This is a genomic window from Streptomyces rimosus subsp. rimosus, assembly GCF_000720725.1.
Classification (GTDB): Bacteria; Actinomycetota; Actinomycetes; order Streptomycetales; family Streptomycetaceae; genus Streptomyces; species Streptomyces rimosus_A.
In genome coordinates, this window is the sequence record NZ_JOCQ01000056.1 from 20,876 (window position 1) to 36,748 (window position 15,873).

At 74.2% G+C, this 15,873-nt stretch carries 15 protein-coding genes; 6 read left to right on the top strand and 9 right to left on the bottom strand.

Annotation, left to right across the window (positions count from 1 at the left end; genetic code table 11):
- The first annotated feature begins 41 nt into the window (after positions 1-41).
- Entirely contained in the window at positions 42-497 is a 456-nt protein-coding gene (locus IH45_RS0126205; RefSeq protein ID WP_030673296.1) for a VOC family protein, read from the top strand.
- A gap of 46 nt (positions 498-543) precedes the next feature.
- Here IH45_RS0126205 and cseC read toward each other — a convergent pair whose 3' ends face one another.
- The 5 genes from cseC to IH45_RS0126230 form a co-directional block, all read right to left on the bottom strand.
- Positions 544-1,845: a two-component system sensor histidine kinase CseC gene (gene cseC / locus IH45_RS0126210; protein ID WP_030673297.1), complete on the bottom strand. Its 1,302-nt coding sequence runs from the start codon at positions 1,843-1,845 to the stop codon at positions 544-546.
- Positions 1,846-1,853: 8 nt separating this feature from the next.
- Complete coding sequence (gene cseB, locus IH45_RS0126215) at positions 1,854-2,564, bottom strand: two-component system response regulator CseB (RefSeq protein WP_030673298.1); 711 nt, start codon at positions 2,562-2,564, stop codon at positions 1,854-1,856.
- A gap of 9 nt (positions 2,565-2,573) precedes the next feature.
- Positions 2,574-3,179 (bottom strand): hypothetical protein, encoded by a 606-nt coding sequence (locus tag IH45_RS0126220; RefSeq protein WP_030673299.1) that lies wholly within the window; start codon positions 3,177-3,179, stop codon positions 2,574-2,576.
- 239 nt (positions 3,180-3,418) lie between these two features.
- Positions 3,419-3,991, bottom strand: coding sequence for a SigE family RNA polymerase sigma factor (locus tag IH45_RS0126225; RefSeq protein WP_234440678.1), 573 nt, complete (start codon positions 3,989-3,991; stop codon positions 3,419-3,421).
- Positions 3,992-4,364: 373 nt separating this feature from the next.
- Positions 4,365-5,312 (bottom strand): HhH-GPD family protein, encoded by a 948-nt coding sequence (locus IH45_RS0126230; RefSeq protein WP_030673303.1) that lies wholly within the window; start codon positions 5,310-5,312, stop codon positions 4,365-4,367.
- 299 nt (positions 5,313-5,611) lie between these two features.
- On the opposite strand from IH45_RS0126230, the gene IH45_RS0126235 reads away from it, so the two are divergent.
- Complete coding sequence (locus IH45_RS0126235; RefSeq protein WP_030673306.1) at positions 5,612-6,094, top strand: pyridoxamine 5'-phosphate oxidase; 483 nt, start codon at positions 5,612-5,614, stop codon at positions 6,092-6,094.
- A 43-nt stretch (positions 6,095-6,137) separates the two neighbouring features.
- On the opposite strand, the gene IH45_RS0126240 is transcribed toward IH45_RS0126235, so the two are convergent.
- The gene (locus IH45_RS0126240; RefSeq protein WP_030673309.1) at positions 6,138-6,722 is read right to left on the bottom strand and encodes a phosphatase PAP2 family protein; all 585 of its coding nucleotides are present in this window, start codon (positions 6,720-6,722) and stop codon (positions 6,138-6,140) included.
- Positions 6,723-6,951: 229 nt separating this feature from the next.
- Here IH45_RS0126240 and IH45_RS1000000148930 point away from each other — a divergent pair, with 229 nt between their 5' ends.
- Complete coding sequence (locus tag IH45_RS1000000148930) at positions 6,952-7,770, top strand: hypothetical protein (RefSeq protein WP_030673311.1); 819 nt, start codon at positions 6,952-6,954, stop codon at positions 7,768-7,770.
- Positions 7,771-7,902: 132 nt separating this feature from the next.
- Positions 7,903-8,874, top strand: a complete 972-nt coding sequence (locus tag IH45_RS0126250) for an NAD-dependent epimerase/dehydratase family protein (RefSeq protein ID WP_199810727.1) — start codon at positions 7,903-7,905, stop codon at positions 8,872-8,874.
- Between the two features lie 42 nt (positions 8,875-8,916).
- Here IH45_RS0126250 and disA read toward each other — a convergent pair whose 3' ends face one another.
- Both disA and radA read right to left on the bottom strand, forming a co-directional pair.
- Entirely contained in the window at positions 8,917-10,071 is a 1,155-nt protein-coding gene (disA, locus tag IH45_RS0126255) for a DNA integrity scanning diadenylate cyclase DisA (RefSeq protein WP_030373403.1), read from the bottom strand.
- Between the two features lie 209 nt (positions 10,072-10,280).
- Complete coding sequence (gene radA / locus IH45_RS0126260; protein WP_030673317.1) at positions 10,281-11,741, bottom strand: DNA repair protein RadA; 1,461 nt, start codon at positions 11,739-11,741, stop codon at positions 10,281-10,283.
- Positions 11,742-12,019: 278 nt separating this feature from the next.
- Between radA and IH45_RS0126265 the strand changes: the two genes are divergently transcribed.
- The gene (locus IH45_RS0126265; protein ID WP_032918429.1) at positions 12,020-13,915 is read left to right on the top strand and encodes a hypothetical protein; all 1,896 of its coding nucleotides are present in this window, start codon (positions 12,020-12,022) and stop codon (positions 13,913-13,915) included.
- A 71-nt stretch (positions 13,916-13,986) separates the two neighbouring features.
- On the opposite strand, the gene IH45_RS0126270 is transcribed toward IH45_RS0126265, so the two are convergent.
- Positions 13,987-14,820: a hypothetical protein gene (locus IH45_RS0126270; RefSeq protein ID WP_030673322.1), complete on the bottom strand. Its 834-nt coding sequence runs from the start codon at positions 14,818-14,820 to the stop codon at positions 13,987-13,989.
- A gap of 94 nt (positions 14,821-14,914) precedes the next feature.
- On the opposite strand from IH45_RS0126270, the gene IH45_RS0126275 reads away from it, so the two are divergent.
- Positions 14,915-15,847 carry a Ppx/GppA family phosphatase gene (locus IH45_RS0126275; RefSeq protein ID WP_030673324.1) on the top strand — a complete coding sequence of 311 codons (933 nt, stop codon included), beginning with the start codon at positions 14,915-14,917 and terminating at the stop codon, positions 15,845-15,847.
- Positions 15,848-15,873 lie beyond the last annotated feature (26 nt).

Here is a 15,873-nt window from a genome sequence, read left to right on the forward strand (position 1 = left end):
ACCGCGCGGTGCCACCGCGCACGAGGAGCGAGAGGCACGTCATGATCAAGGGTTTGGCCATCACCACCGTATGGGTCCTCGACCAGGACCGGGCGAAGGAGTTCTACACCGAAAAGCTCGGCATGGAGGTCCGTACGGACCTGCGGATGGGCGGCGAGGACGGTATGCGCTGGCTGACCGTCGGCGCCAAGGACCAGCCGGACGTGGAGCTGACGCTGATGGTCCCCGGCCCGCCCGGCATGGACCCGGAGGCCGGTGAAGCACTGAAGCAGCTGGTGAGCAAGGGGCTGATGGGTGCCGGGGTGCTCCGGACGGACGACGTCAAGGCCGACTACGCGGCGCTGAAGGCCAAGGGCGTGGAGTTCCTCCAGGAGCCGCAGGAGCGTCCGTACGGCACCGAAGCGATCTTCCGCGACGACTCCGGCAACTGGTTCTCGCTGACCCAGCCCGGCGAGGAGCTCGACCTGAGCAAGGGGTGGGGTGACTGCGTGGAGTGAGCGAGCGGGACGGCTGCGCGCGTCCCGGCCCCGCCGGCCTGCCCGGTCACCGGTCCGGCAGCTGGATGACCGGGAAGCTGCCGGTGCTCGTCGGCGCGTTCTCCGGCAGCCACAGCACGGACACCGCGCCGGTCGAGCCGTCCGTCAGCTCGTCCGCGTTGCGGAAGGTCAGCCGGGCGCCCAGCACCCGCGCCTGGCCCGCCGCGATGGTCAGGCCGAGCCCGTGGCCCCGCCCGGCCCGGTCGCTGCTGCCCGTACGGAACCGGCTCGGGCCCTCGCGCAGCAGCGCCTCCGGGAAGCCGGTGCCGTGGTCGCGCACGCGCACCACGCGCCCTTCGACCGTGACCTCGATCGGCGGCTTGCCGTGCCGGGCCGCGTTGGCGATCAGGTTGCCCAGGATGCGTTCCAGGCGCCGCGGATCGGTGGAGACCTCCGCGTCCCGCAGGATCTCGATCTTGATGTCGGGGTTCAGCGCCCGCACCCGCCGGGTGACGAACTCGCCCAGCGCCACGTCCTGCAGCTCGGCCCGCTCCGCGTAGCCGTCCAGCCGCGCCACCTCCAGCACGTCCTCGACCAGGGTGCGCATCGCCTGCGCCCGGTCCCGTACCAGCTCCGAGGGACGGCCCGGCGGCAGCAGCTCGGCCGCGGTGAGCAGCCCGGTCACCGGGGTGCGCAGCTCGTGGGCGATGTCGGCGGTCACCCGGCGCTCCGCCTCGATGCGCTTCTGGAGCGCGTCGGACATCGCGTCCACCGCCCAGGCCAGATCGTCCGTCTCGTCCCGGATGCGCCCGCCGACCTCGTCCCGGATCCGTACGGAGGTGTCGCCGTCGGCGAGCTTTCCGGCCGCCGCCGCGGCCTTGCGCAGCCGCTTGGACAGCCGTCCGCCGATCAGCACGCCGAGCGCGCAGCCGCCGACCACGACCGCCGTCGAGCCGATCAGCAGCGCCTGGTCGAGGTCGTCGAGCACGGCGAACCGGTCGGGGAAGTAGCCCTGGATGGACAGCACCCGGCCGCCCGCGACCGGCGCCGCCGCCCACACCTTGGGCGTGGTCTGACCGGTGTCCTCCAGATAGGTCGCCCGCTTTCCCTTGGCGACCTCGTCACGCAGTGCCTTCGGCAGCGCCGGGTCGTCCAGCTTGGCGCCGAAGCGCAGCTGGTGCGTGGTTTCGTAGATCTTCTGCGTGAAGTTGAGGCGCTCGGTCTGCACATCGCGGCTGTTGTCCAGCATCGAGCCGCGGGCCGCGTTGTGCACGACCAGGCTCAGCGCGATCGCGACCAGCGCCCCGACGAGCGCGATCGCGGCGCTGAGCTTCCACCTCAGCCCCGTACGCAGGGCGAGCCTGACCACCGCAGGAGTCAGCCTCTCAGCTTGTATCCGAAGCCGCGGACGGTTTCGATCCGGTCCTGGCCGATCTTGCCGCGCAGCCGCTGCACATGGACGTCCACGACCCGGGTGTCACCGCCCCAGCCGTAGTCCCACACCCGCTCCAGCAGCCGGTCGCGGGAGAGGACCGTACCGGGCGAGTTCGAGAACTCCAGCAGCAGCCGCATCTCGGTGGGCGTCAGCGCGACCGGCTGACCGCCTTTGCGCACCTCCATGCCCTCCGTGTCGACCTCCAGATCACCGAAGCGCAGCACGGCCTCGGCGGGCTCGGCCGCCTCCGACGCGGCGGCGTGCGAACCGTCCGGCCCCGAGGCGTGCCCGAAGCGGCGCAGCACCGCGCGGATCCGGGCCACCAGCACGGCGCCGTCGAACGGCTTGGTCACATAGTCGTCGGCGCCGGCCTCCAGGCCGAGCACCACGTCGATGGAGTCGGCGCGCGCCGACAGCATGATCACCGGCACGGTCGACTCGTCACGGATGCGGCGGCACAGGCTGACCCCGTCCAGGCCCGGCACCATCACGTCCAGCAGGGCGATGTCCGGCCGGTCGGCGCGGAACGCCTCCAGCCCCGCCAGGCCGTCGGGCATGGCGGTGACCACGAAGCCGTCCCGCTCCAGGGCGAGCTGCGTCGCCTCGCGGATGACGTCGTCGTCCTCGACGAAGAGGACATGGGTATCGGCCATGCGGTGTTCTCAATCCTCCGGTCCCGTGGGGTCCGCGGGCGCGGGCTCCGTGCCCCCGGTCTTGCTGTAGTCGGTGTGGTACCGGGCGTACTCGACGAAGCGGCTACCCGTCCAGCGGTAGGTCATCACATCCTCGCCGGAAGCGCAGCACAGGTTGTCGTCGGAGTTGTAGGTCTGCTTCGAGACCTCCAGCTCGCCCTTGTTGACGCTGGCGTACACCGAGGGCTGTTCGTTGGCGAAGACATTGTCGTAGTCCCCGCCGTCCCTGCGGTAGACGTAACTGCCGATGCCGACCGAATCCGCGCAGGTCATCACGTTGACCACGACATCGGGATCCTTGCTGCCGGTGAGCTTGGCGTAGGTCACCTCGACCGGGTACTCGTCCGCCGCGCAGGGCTTGGCGAGGGATTTCTTGACGTCCGCGCCGACCTTCGGGTCGTGCTTCATCAGGTCCACCGCGTCGACCTTCTGGTACGCGACCGAGGCCGAGGGGGACGGGGACGGGGCCTGTGCGGAACGGCCCTTGGGCGCCGGGGTGCTGCTCGCCGTGCCCTCGGTCCGGACGCCCTCGCCGCCCGGGTTGCACCCGGCCAACAACAGCGAGAGGGCGGCCATCGACGCGATGGCCGCTCCGGTGCTCGTGCGGAAGGCTCCGGTCCGCCGGGACCGGAGCCGTGCCGTGTGTGTGCGGCGGCGCCGCTGCGGGGCCGGGCGCCCCGGGCCCCGCCCCGGCCCTTTCGGCCGGAGCCGGGCGGCCGGCGCGCTCCCGCCCGTCCCGCCTCCGGCCAACCCGTTCCTGGTCAAACCGCTCCCGCTCACAGTCCCTCTGACCAAGCCGCCGGTGTCGCAGCCGGTCAGGCCGCGCACCGCTCCCGCTCCTGCTCGCCGCGCTCCAGCATCCGCGCGTCGATGTCGCGATTCTCCAGTTCCTGGCGCAGCCGGGCCAGTGCCCGGTGCAGCGTGCTCTTGACCGTACCGGTGGACATGCCCAGCGCCGCCGCGGTCTCCTCGGTGCTCATCTGCTCCCAGTGTCGCAGCACGACGACGCTGCGCTGCTTGGGCGCGAGCACCCCGAGGATGTCCATCAGCAGGGCCCGGTCGGCGCGCTGCTCGGTGCCGTCGTCGACGCTGGCGTCCGGGAGCTGCTCGGTGGGCACCTCCTCCAGCTTGCGGGCGCGCCACCACTCCGTACGGGTGTTGATCATGACCCGGCGCAGATAGGCGTCGGCGAGCGACTTGTCGGCGATGCCGTCCCACCGTCCGTAGGTGCGGACCAGGGCCGTCTGGAGCAGGTCCTGGGCGTCCACGGGGTCGGGCACCAGGCGCCGGGCGCTGCGCAGCAGGGCCTCCTGCCGCGTACGCACGTACTCTTCGAAGTCCAGTACCTTGCCGCCGCTGGTCGCCATCCCGACGCCTCCGATCCGCATTGCGATTCCCCACGTTGACCGTGCCGGCGGGTCACCTCCAGCACGAGGAAGACGCTACGGAGGGGGTGTTGCGGCGTAATGTGCGTCGGCCCCACAGGCAGTGCACGGAAAACCGTCGGTTGTGTAACAGCGGGCCGGGCGTCATACCTGCGACGGACGGGGACCGGGGGCGGGTCCTTCTTGCGAGGGACGGCGGGGGCGGCCGGAAGAGCCATGGGCCGCAGGCCGGGCGGGCGGCGGGGCCCCGGCCGTCACGGAGCCGTCATCCGCCGCACAGCGGCCGTCTGTCACATCGCTGTCACCCGCCGCACATCCGTCGGCTGTCACGCCGCTGTCACCCGCCGCACAACAGTCAGCTGTCACACAGCCGTCATCAAGACGCGCTGCGCCCGAGCGGCAGGCGGTAGAGCCCGCCCGCCAGCGGCTCCACGAGGCCGTCGGCCACCAGGCCGTCCAGTGCCCGCGCGCGCTGCACCGGCTCGTCCCACACCGCGTCCAGTACGGCCTGTGGCACGGGGCCGACGGCTTCGCGCAGGACGGCGAGGAGCTTGCCGCGCACCTGGCGGTCCGTACCGGCGTACGTCTGGCCGCGGCGGGGCGGGCCGTCGTGCGCCGGTGAACCCGCCAGCCGCCAGGCGCACTGCGCGGAGATCGGGCAGCGCACACACTCCGGGCCGCGGGCGGTGCACACCAGCGCGCCCAGCTCCATCGTGGCGGCGGCCCACTTCGCCGCGGTCGGCTCGTCCTCGGGCAGCAGCGCGCGGGCCAGCTTGCGTTCGGCGGCGGTGGTGGCGTTCGGCGGGTACTGCCGGCCGGCGACGGCGCGCGCGAAGACCCGGCGGACGTTGGTGTCCAGTACGGCGTGCCGCTGCCCGTACGCGAAGGAGGCCACTGCCGCGGCCGTGTACTCGCCGACGCCGGGCAGCGCGAGCAGCTGGGCGTGCTCGCGCGGTACGTCACCGCCGTGCCGCTCCTGTATTGCGGAGGCGGCGGCGTGCAGGCGCAGCGCGCGGCGCGGGTAGCCCAGGCGGCCCCAGGCGCGCACCGCCTCGCCGGGCGGCTCGGCCGCCAGGTCGGCGGGGCGCGGCCAGCGCGCCAGCCACTGTTCGTACACCGGCAGCACTCTGCTGACCGGCGTCTGCTGCAGCATGAACTCGCTCACCATCACGCCCCAGGCGCCCGCCTCGGGGCGGCGCCAGGGCAGATCGCGGGCGTGCTCGTCGAACCAGTCGGTGACGGGACCGTGCAGCCGGGCCCCTTCGGCGGCTTCGTCGGCGGCGGTGGCAGGGGCGGCGCCGGTGGCGGCAGGAGTGGAAGTCATGGCACTGCCGATCCTGGCACGACGGCGCTCCGCCGTGAAACGCACCGGGCGCGCGCCACGATGCGCCCACCCGCTCGCGGGAACGCCCGGCCGGACCGAGCCTCCGCTGACCGGCCGGGCCGAGCCTTCACTGACCAGCCGGACCGCCCCTCTCCCGACCGGCCCGGCCGCCCCTCTCCTGAGGCGCGACGAGGCCCGGTGCGCGGCCCGGTGCGCGGCCCGGTGCGCGGCCCGTGGAGCACCCGGGGTGAGGATGTCCACATGATGTGGATGCCGACCGGACCGGCGGGAGAGCCGCGATGACCACCGCAAGCGACTGCCCGGCCACGATCCGCCGGGCCCTGGCCGCGCACACGACGCTGACCCTCGCCTACACCGACGACGAGGGGCCGCAGGCGTGCGCCGTGCTCTACGCCACGGCCGACGGACCGGCGCCCGCACTCGTCCTGGTCACCGCCGAGTCCACGCGGCACGGCCGGGCCTTCGCGCGGGCCGCCGGAACCGGCCCCGGCGCCCGGGTCGCCTTCACGGCCCAGCGCGACGGCCAGGAGTGGACCGAGCTGACCGGCGTGCAGGGCCGGGGCGTCTGCCGCCGGCTGGCGGGCGCGGACCGCGCGGCCGGGTGGCGTACGTACCTGGAGCGCTTCCCCTTCGTCGCGGCCGACGACCGGCTCACGGCGGCGCTGGAACGCACGGCACTTTGGGAAGTCCGCCCCGACTGGCTGCGGTTGATCGACAACGGGCGCGGCTTCGGGCACAAGGAGGAGTGGCACGCGCCGTGATCACCAGGGGCGCCCGGGAGACGCCCCCGTACCGGGAAGCGGGCTACGCCCGCACCAATATCTTCCAGCGCCCCGCCCCCAGCCGGACGACCAGCGAGGTCAGCGGCCCGGCGAAGAGCGTCACGCAGAGCGTGGCGGTCAGGGTGCCGAGCGCCAGGCCGGCCACCACGTCGTGCGGGTAGTGGACGCCGACGAACACCCGGGAGAAGCCGGTCAGCAGCGCGATCGGCAGCACCAGCCAGGCCGCCGCGCGCCAGGCGAACACGATGCCGACGGCCAGTGCCGCCGCGATCGTCGAGTGGTTGCTCGGGAAGGACCAGTCGCCCTGCGGCGGGCACGGGACGATGGAGGCGGCGGCACCGGCCACGGCCCGGCAGGGCCGCTCCTCGTCCACGAAGCTCTTGACGATCTCACTCACCAGGTACGCGACGGCCGTGCCGACCGGTACCAGGATCGCCAGCGCGACCAGCCGCTCCTCCCCCTTCCTGGAGCGCCACCAGCCGAACACGGCCAGAGCCATGAGCAGCAGGATGCCGCCTTCCGTGCCGCCGGCGGCCAGCGAATGAATCCAGCCAGGGGTGTCGTGCGCGAAGTCGGTGACGACGCGATAGAGATCGGTGCTGTACATGAACGCATACGGTACGGACTGTTACGTCAAAGCTGCATCTGGCGAACGTCAAGGGGTCCCCCTGACGAAAGTGGGGGTGGCCGGCGGGGACGGGGACGGCCGGGGATCACGAAGGGGTCACGGCCCGGGCGGCGGCACGGGCCGTTTCCGTGCTGATGATCGTAAAAGTTGCAGCTTCGTGCGGCGGGTACTGGCCGGTGTGACAGCTGATCTCTCGTAGAGTTTCCGCGTGGGATCTCTGCGCAATCCGATCGGGCCGCTTCCCTCCTCCATCTACTGGCGGCGGAGGGCCGTTGCGCTGGCCATCCTCGCCCTGCTCGTCCTGTTGGTGGTGTGGGCCCTCAACTGGGGCGGCGGCGACGGGAAGACCGGCAGTGAGGGCAAGGGCCCGGGCGCCCCGGGGCCTGCCACGTCCATCACGCCGGGGCCGAACGCGACGGATTCCGGGATCAGCCAAAAGCCGGGCGGCCGCGACGAGTCGGGCGGTGACAGCGCGGGGTCCGGCCCGGGCTCCGGCGGCTCGGGCGGTGGTGCCGCCGGTTCCGGCGGCGGTACGGGCGGCAGCGGCGGCGCCCCGGGCTCCGGCGGCGCGCCCCTGGGGGAGGGCAGCGGCGCCGTCACCGTACCGGCCGGCTCCGCGCTCGCGAACTGCGCGCAGAACGACACGAAGTTGAAGCTGCGCAGCCTGAAGGACACTTACGAACCCGGCGAGAAGCCCACGTTCGAGGTCACGGTCGAGAACACGGCCGCCAGCGCCTGCAAGGTGGACCTCGGCCGCGGCTACGCGGCGCTGACCATAACCGAGACCTCCGAGGACCAGCGGATCTGGTCCTCCGGCGACTGCCCGCCGGGCAGCGGCAGCAGCGCGGCCGTACAGGTTCCGGCGGGCGGCTCGGTCACCCGGACCGTGGAGTGGGACCGCAAGCCCAGCACCTCGGAGTGCGCGACGCCGCAGGCCGATCCGGTCGGGCCCGGTACGTACCTGGTCGAGGCCAAGGTGGGCGGGCTGGCCGCGGTGCGGGCGTCGTTCGTCCTGGCCAAGGACTGAACCGTCGCCCGGAAGACGGGCGTTCGAGTGTGGCCGGACATCGCCCGTCGCGCCGACGGCGATTGCGCCGAGAGCGTGCATCCATGGCCCGCCCGGCCATGATCCGGCACAGTCGGGCACATGAAGCTACTGATGCTGGGCGGAACGGAGTTCGTGGGGCGCGCGGTCACCGAGGCCGCGCTGGCCCGCGGCTGGCAGGTCACGGTCTTCCACCGGGGGCAGCACGAACCGGTGCCGGGAACGGCCGTCGTACGCGGCGACCGCACCGACGCGGCCACCCTCGCCGCGCTCGCCGACGGCACCTGGGACGCCGTCGTGGACACCTGGGCCTGGGCGCCGACCGCGGTGCGCGACGCGGCCCGGCTGCTGGCGGACCGGGCCGGGCGATATGTATACGTATCCACCGGATCGGTGTACAGGCACCCGGCCGGGCCCGGGCACACCGAGGAGAGCCCGCTGGTGGAGGGCTCCCCGGACGCCGACGCGGTGGCGTACGCGGAGGACAAGCGCGGCGGGGAGCTGGCCGCGCTGGCGGCCTTCGGCGAGGACCGTACGGTGCTGGCCCGCGCCGGGATGATCCTCGGCCCGTGGGAGAACATCGGCCGGCTCCCCTGGTGGCTGACGCGCATCGCGCGCGGCGGCCCGGTGCTCGCGCCGGGCCCGCGCGACCTGGGCCTTCAGTACATCGACGTGCGCGACCTGGCCGAGTGGATCCTGCACGCCGCCGAGGCCGGACTGTCCGGCCCGTACAACCTCATCAGCGAGCCGGGGCACGCGACGATGGGCGAGCTGCTGGAGGCGTGCGCCGCGGTCACCGGGTCGGACGCCGAACTGCGCTGGACCGGGCCGGAGGAGATCCTCGCGGCGGGCCTGACGCCCTGGACGGAACTGCCCGTCTGGCTGCCGCCGGGCGAGCTGTACGACGCCATCCACCGCGGCAACCCGGCCAAGGCGCACGCGGCGGGGCTGCGCTGCCGGCCGGTCGCGGAGACGGTCGCCGACACCTGGGCATGGCTCCGGAAGCTGGACGGGCCGCCCCCGGTGCGGCCCCGGCAGCCGGTCGGACTGGCGCCGGAGAAGGAGGAAGCGTTCCTGCGCGGGTGAGGTGAGGCCGGAGCGGCGTACGGCCGCCCGCCGCTCCGGGCCCTACACGTACCGTTCGAGGATCGACGACTCCGCCAGCCGGGACAGGCCTTCCCGTACGGACCGGGCGCGGGCCTCGCCGACCCCGTCCACCGCCTGGAGGTCGTCCACGCTCGCCGCGAGCAGCTTCTGGAGCCCGCCGAAGTGGTCGACCAGCCGGTCGATGACGGCGCCCGGCAGCCGGGGCACCTTCGCCAGCAGCCGGAAGCCGCGCGGCGAGACCGCCGAGTCCAGCGTCTCGGGCGAGCCGCTGTAGCCCAGGGCGCGCGCCACGATGGGCAGTTCCAGCAGCTCGGCGTGGCTGAGGGCGTCCAGCTCGGACAGCGCCTCCGGGACCGTGCGGGAGCGCTTGGCCGTCGGCTCGGGGACGTAGTCGCGGGCGACCAGCTCGCGCTCCGGCTCGACGCCCGCGATCAGCTCGTCCAGCTGGAGGGAGAGCAGCCGGCCGTCCGTGCCCAGCTCGACCACGTACTCGGCGATCTCGGTGGCGATGCGGCGCACCATCTCCAGCCGCTGCGCGACCGCGGTGACGTCCCGGACCGTGACCAGGTCCTCGATCTCCAGCGCGGACAGGGTGCCGGCGACCTCGTCCAGGCGGAGCTTGTAGCGTTCCAGGGTGGCCAGGGCCTGGTTGGCGCGGGAGAGGATCGCCGCCGACTCCTCCAGGACGCGGCGCTCACCGTCCACGTACAGCGCGATCAGGCGCATCGACTGGCTGACCGAGACGACCGGGAAACCGGCCTGTATCGAGACGCGCTGGGCGGTGCGGTGGCGGGTGCCGGTCTCCTCGGTGGGGATGGAGGCGTCCGGGACCAGCTGCACACCGGCCCGCAGGATCTTGGTGATGTCCTTGTCCAGGACCAGGGCGCCGTCCAGCTTGCACAGCTCGCGCAGCCGGGTCGCCGAGAACTCCACGTCCAGCACGAAGCCGCCGGTGCACATCGACTCGACGGTCTTGTCGAAACCGAGGACGATCAGACCGCCGGTGTTGCCGCGCAGGATGCGCTCCAGGCCGTCCCGCAGCGCCGTACCGGGCGCCACGGCGCTCAGCGAGGCCCGCATCAGGCTGTCCGTACCGCCGCCGTCGCCCGACCTCCGGGTGGGCGGCCCCCAACCGGACCTGCCACCAGACGACGATGCCCGGTCGTTGGCTGCCACTGCACTCCTCCGTCGCAAGGTCTGTCGGTGCCGCAGGCCGCCCGGCAGATGCCTTGGTCGCGCAGCTCACGGGCTGCGCGGGCCGACGGCACGACTTCATTGACAGGCGAGACCGGGGCAAAGTCTACCGGCGCCCAGGCTAGAGGCTGTCTGTAAAAGCCCGCCGTCCGCCCGTGGCACGGGCGGACGCCCGCGCGGCGGGCACCGCCTCACGAGGCAGAGGCGTCACCACCCGGACCTGCCTGTCCGGCCGGGGCCTTGCCGGCGGCGGCCTTCTCGCGCGGCGCCTCCCGGCGCGGTCGCTTGGGCAGGACCCGCAGCGCCTCGCCCACATCGGCCACCTCCAGCACCCGCATACCGGCCGGGATCTTGCCCGGGTCGGCCGGGACCAGGGCGTGGGTGAAGCCGAGCCGGGCCGCCTCGGCCAGCCGGCGCTGTACGCCCGTCACCCGCCTGACCTCGCCCGCCAGGCCCACCTCGCCGATCGCGACCAGGTTCTTCGGCAGCGGGGTGTCGCTGGCGGCGCTGGCCAGCGCGAGCGCCACGGCGAGGTCGGCGGCCGGCTCGGTCAGCTTCACGCCGCCGACCGTGGCGCTGTAGATGTCGCGCTTGCCCAGGGACGCGATGCGCCCGCGCTGCTCCAGGACGGCCAGCATCATCGAGACGCGGGAGGTCTCCAGTCCGGAGGTGGTGCGGCGGGGGGACGGGATCTGCGTGTCGACGGTCAGCGCCTGCACCTCGGCGACCAGCGGGCGGCGGCCCTCCAGGGTGACCGTGAGGCACGTACCGGGCACCGGCTCGTCGCGGCGGGTCAGGAAGAGGCCGGACGGATCGGCGAGGCCGGTGATGCCCTCGTCGTGCAGCTCGAAGCAGCCGACCTCGTCGGTGGTGCCGTAGCGGTTCTTCACACCGCGCACCAGGCGCAGCCGGGCGTGCCGGTCCCCTTCGAAATTCAGTACGACGTCGACCAGGTGTTCCAGGAGGCGGGGGCCCGCGATGGCGCCGTCCTTGGTGACGTGGCCGACCAGCAGGGTGGCCATGCCGCGCTCCTTGGACGCGCGGATCAGGGCACCGGCGACCTCCCGGACCTGTGCCATGCCGCCGGGCGCGCCGTCGATCTCGGGGGAGGCGACGGTCTGGACGGAGTCCACGATCAGCAGGGACGGCTTCACCGAGTCCAGGTGGCCCAGGACGGCGGACAGGTCGGTCTCGGCGGCGAGGTAGAGGTGGTCGTCGATGGCGCCGATGCGGTCGGCGCGCAGCCGCACCTGGCTCGCGGACTCCTCGCCCGTCACATACAGCGTGCGGTGGTCGTCGCTCGCGGCCTTGGCGGCTACGTCCAGCAGCAGGGTGGACTTGCCGACGCCGGGTTCGCCGGCGAGCAGCACCACGGCGCCGGGGACCAGGCCGCCGCCGAGCACCCGGTCCAGCTCGTCCACGCCGGTGGAGCGGGCGGTGGCCCGGCGGCCGTCCACCTGGCCGATGGGCAGCGCGGCCGTCGTGACGCGGCCGGGCGCGGTCGTACGGACGGCGGGGGCGCCGCCGAACTCCTCGACCGTGCCCCACGCCTGGCACTCCGGGCAGCGGCCGAGCCACTTCGCGGTGGTCCAGCCGCACTCCGTGCAGCGGTACGAGGGCCGCTCCTTGGCCGAGGATTTACGAGTCGCCATGGAGTTCACCGTAGCCGTGGGGTGTGACAACGCGTGCGTGCGGCCGCCGGCGGCGGGGAACGGTCGGGGCGGGGACGGCGGACCGGACGGAGCGGGGACGGCCGACCGGGCGGGTCGGAGCGGCGGACCGGGCGGGTCGGGCACGGGATGTGACCGCGGGTGTCGAGTGGGAAACCAGGGTCTCGGGTCCCCTTTCGAGGGAGAAGACCACCCGTACGGATTAAAAGAGGCCATGGGGCGGGATAGGTCCCGGGTCACCCGCCTACCGTCGCCGGGTGATGAGCAGCAGGTCCGATCACCCCACGCACGCCACCGTCGGTCAACAGGCGCACGACGACGGCCGCCGCGCCCTGCCGGTCCTCCCCGAGCGGTACGAGCCCCACCTGGACGGCCTGTTCACCTACTGTCTGTCCGTCCTGTGCGACCACGACGCGGCGACCGCCGTCCTCGGCGAGGTGCTCGCCGTCGCCGACCGGCACCACGGCCGCCGGCCCCCCGACGCCGCCCTCTACCGCTCCTGGCTGTACGCGCTGGCCCGGTGGGCCTGTCTGCGGCGGCTCACGGACCGGACCCCGGACGGCGGAACGGACCACGGTACCGGGGTCACGCCCGCCGTGGACCCGCCCACCGAGGCCGCCGTGGACCCGCGCGCCGGGACCGGCGCGGACCCCGCGCCCGGTACGGACCACGGCGTCACGACCTTCGGTACGGGCGCGTCCGCCCTCGGCGCGGACGCGTCAGCCGCCCTCGGCGCCCCGGCCGGTCCCGGCGGTGCCCCCGACGCGGCGCGCCGCCGCCGCGAACTGGCCTCCATGGCCTGGCCGGAGGCCGCCGGCACGACGCCCGAGCAGCGCGAGGCACTGGAGCTGTCCGTACGCCACCGCCTGTCCACCGAAGAGGCCGCCGCCGTCCTCGGCAGCGACCTCGTCGCCGCCCGCACCCTCCTGGCGGCCGCCTCCTGCGAGGTCGAGCGCACCCGCGCCGCGCTCGCCGTCGTCGAGTTCGGCCGCTGCCCGGACGTCGCCCAACTCGCCGGTGACACCCAGATGCTGCTGGGCGCCGCGCTGCGCCGGGAGCTGGTCCGGCACGTGGACGACTGCGCCGAGTGCCGCCGTACGGCCGAGCGGGCCACCGCGCACGGCCCCTGGCCGGGCACCGCGCCCCTCGGCCACGGCGCGCTGTCGATGGTCACCGCCCCGCGTACGGCCGTGCGCGCGGCCATGGCGGCGGCGCGCAGCTCGCGTTCGGGGCGCGCCGAGGGCGTGGCGGGCGCGGGCGCCTCGCCGCGCTCCGGGCGTACGGGCCGCTCCGGCGGCGTAAACGGTTCTCCTCGCTACGACCGGCGCGGTTTCCCCGTCCGCCCCAAGGACCCGGCGACCCGCCGGCGCCGGGCCCGGACCCGGGCCGTGACCACGACCGTGCTCGCCACGGTGCTGGCCGCGCCGGTGCTCGCCCTGTGGGCCGCCTACCGCGGCGCGCCGCCGACCGGCGAGGGGGAGGGCCCGTCGGTGACGGCCGGCGAGGCGGACGGCTCCGGCGCGCTCGACGGCGACCCGTACGAGAACGCGGGCAGCGCGCGGACCTCCGCCGGGCCGCACTCCGCCGCCGCGAGCGGTCTGCCCGCCGTCTCGGTACAGGTCGTCGGCGCGGACGGCACACCGCTGCGCCCCGGCGAGCAGGACCGTTCCGGTACCGGCCCCGGGCGGCTGACCATCACGGCCCGGCCGGGCGGCGGCGGTACGGCCATCACGCTCACCGCGTCCGGCGGCGAGCCGGTCCACTGGTCGGCGCGGCCGGGCGCGCCATGGCTCCGGCTGAGCGGCACGGCCGGGGTGCTCGGCCCCGGCGAGTCGGTCACGGTCATGGTGACCGTGGACCACGGCCGCGAACCGGACGGTTACTGGAACGCGCGGATCACGCTCGCGCCCGGCGGGACGACGGTGACGCTGGAGGGGTGGGGCGAAGGCGGCGGCCACCGGCCGGGGCCCGGCGGGCAGCCCCCGGGGCCCGGGACCGGCCACCGTCCCGACCCGAGGCCGACTCCGCCGGCGCCGCGCCCGACGGACCGGCCGACCGCGTCGCCCGCACCCACACCGACGCCCACCCCCACGTCGGGGGAGCCGACGACGGGCCCGAGCCCGTCACCGTCCGATACGGCCGGGCCGGCGGGCTGATCAGGGCTGATCGGGCTGATCCGAGGCCGGGACGTGCTGAAGCCCGGGGGGGGGGACGCCCGTTCCCGCCCCTACTTGGGATCCGCCGGATGCGGCGCCATCGGCAGCGTCGCCGCCAGCCGCTCCTCGCAGAGTTCCACGAGCCGGTCGTAGCCCTCCTTGCCCATCAGCTCGGTCAGCTCCGGCCCGTACGACACGTACACCGGCTCGCCCGCGCCGTGCGCCGAGGTCGCCGACGTGCACCACCAGTGCAGGTCGTGGCCGCCGGGGCCCCAGCCGCGGCGGTCGTACTCGCCGATGGTGACCTGGAGGACCCGGGTGTCGTCGGGGCGGTCGATCCAGTCGTAGGTGCGGCGGACCGGCAGCTGCCAGCACACGTCCGGCTTGGTCTCCAGGGGCTCGCGGCCCTCGCGCAGCGCGAGGATGTGCAGCGAGCAGCCGGCGCCGGCCGGGAAGCCGGGGCGGTTCTGGAAGATGCACGAGCCCTTCCAGCGCCGGGTCTGCCGGTCGCCGTCCTCGTCCTCCTGCGTCCAGCCGGTGGAGGTGCCGACGTCGTGGAACTGCCACAGGTCGGGTGTGAGCCGCGCCACGTGCCCGGCGACCCGCTGCTCGTCCTCCTCGTCGGAGAAGTGCGCGCCGAGCGTGCAGCACCCGTCGTCCGCGCGGCCCGCCTCGATGCCCTTGCAGCCGCTGCCGAAGATGCACGTCCAGCGGGAGGTGAGCCAGGTCAGGTCGCAGCGGAAGACCTGCTCGTCGTCGGCGGGGTCGGGGAAGGTGACCCAGGCGCGGGCGAAGTCCAGACCGCCGACCTCGTCGGCCCGAGCCCCTTGCGCCTCCTGCGCAGCGCGCTGTTTTTCCGCCTTCTTCAGGGCTTTTTTCTGCTTCGCCTTGTTCGTCTTAGCCACTACTCCAGCGTAAGGCGGCCGGTGGACGGTACCGCCCTGCCGGAGCCCGGGGCTCGCCGTCGGTTCCCGGCCATCGCGCAGTAGGTTCAACGGTATGAGACTCGGTGTCCTCGATGTGGGTTCGAACACGGTGCATCTGCTGGTGATGGACGCGCACCCGGGCGCGCGGCCGCTGCCCGCCTACTCCCACAAGGCGGAGCTGCGGCTGGCCGAACTCCTCGACGAGGACGGCGCGGTCGCGGACGCGGGCGTGGAGCGGCTGGTGGCCACGGTCCGGGCGGCGGTGCAGGTCGCGGAGGACAAGGGCGTCGAGGACGTGCTGCCGTTCGCCACCTCCGCGATCCGGGAGGCGGCCAACGGGGAGGCCGTGCTGGGCCGGGTCGAGCGGGAGACCGGCGTGCGGCTGCGGGTGCTGTCGGGCGAGGACGAGGCCCGGCTGACGTTCCTCGCGGCCCGCCGCTGGTTCGGCTGGTCGGCCGGGCGGCTGCTGGTGCTGGACATCGGCGGCGGCTCGCTGGAGATCGCGTACGGGCTGGACGAGGAGCCGGACGCGGCGGTGTCGCTGCCGCTGGGCGCGGGCCGGCTGACCGCCGCCGACCTGCCGGGCGACCCGCCGGAGCCGGAGGACATACGGGCGCTGCGCAAGCGCGTACGGGCCGAAATCGCACGGGTGGTGAGCGATTTCACGCGCTTCGGCACGCCCGATCACGTCGTCGGCACCTCCAAGACCTTCAAGCAGCTGGCCCGGATCGCCGGTGCCGCCCGGTCCGCCGACGGCCTCTACGCCCAGCGTGAGCTGGACCGCAAGGCGCTGGAGGAGTGGGTGCCGAAGCTGGCCGGGATGACCGGCGCGGAGCGCGCCAGGCTGCCCGGTGTCTCCGACGGCCGCTCGCGCCAGCTGCTGGCCGGGGCGCTGGTGGCGGAGGGCGCGATGGACCTGTTCGGCGTGCGCACGCTGGAGATCTGCCCGTGGGCGCTGCGCGAGGGCGTGATCCTGCGCCATCTGGACCACCTGCCTCCGGCGTAGGGGCGCGGCCCCCGCCCGTCGGCGGC

Excerpts from the sequence above, each read along its gene's own strand:
- IH45_RS0126205 (WP_030673296.1), top strand. The coding sequence starts at position 42 with ATGATCAAGGGTTTGGCCATCACCACCGTATGGGTCCTCGACCAGGAC.
- cseB (WP_030673298.1), bottom strand. The coding sequence starts at position 2,564 with ATGGCCGATACCCATGTCCTCTTCGTCGAGGACGACGACGTCATCCGC.
- IH45_RS0126220 (WP_030673299.1), bottom strand. The coding sequence starts at position 3,179 with ATGGCCGCCCTCTCGCTGTTGTTGGCCGGGTGCAACCCGGGCGGCGAG.
- IH45_RS0126225 (WP_234440678.1), bottom strand. The coding sequence starts at position 3,991 with ATGCGGATCGGAGGCGTCGGGATGGCGACCAGCGGCGGCAAGGTACTG.
- IH45_RS0126230 (WP_030673303.1), bottom strand. The coding sequence starts at position 5,312 with ATGACTTCCACTCCTGCCGCCACCGGCGCCGCCCCTGCCACCGCCGCC.
- IH45_RS0126235 (WP_030673306.1), top strand. The coding sequence starts at position 5,612 with ATGACCACCGCAAGCGACTGCCCGGCCACGATCCGCCGGGCCCTGGCC.
- IH45_RS0126240 (WP_030673309.1), bottom strand. The coding sequence starts at position 6,722 with ATGTACAGCACCGATCTCTATCGCGTCGTCACCGACTTCGCGCACGAC.
- IH45_RS0126250 (WP_199810727.1), top strand. The coding sequence starts at position 7,903 with ATGCTGGGCGGAACGGAGTTCGTGGGGCGCGCGGTCACCGAGGCCGCG.
- radA (WP_030673317.1), bottom strand. The coding sequence starts at position 11,741 with ATGGCGACTCGTAAATCCTCGGCCAAGGAGCGGCCCTCGTACCGCTGC.
- IH45_RS0126265 (WP_032918429.1), top strand. The coding sequence starts at position 12,020 with ATGAGCAGCAGGTCCGATCACCCCACGCACGCCACCGTCGGTCAACAG.
- IH45_RS0126275 (WP_030673324.1), top strand. The coding sequence starts at position 14,915 with ATGAGACTCGGTGTCCTCGATGTGGGTTCGAACACGGTGCATCTGCTG.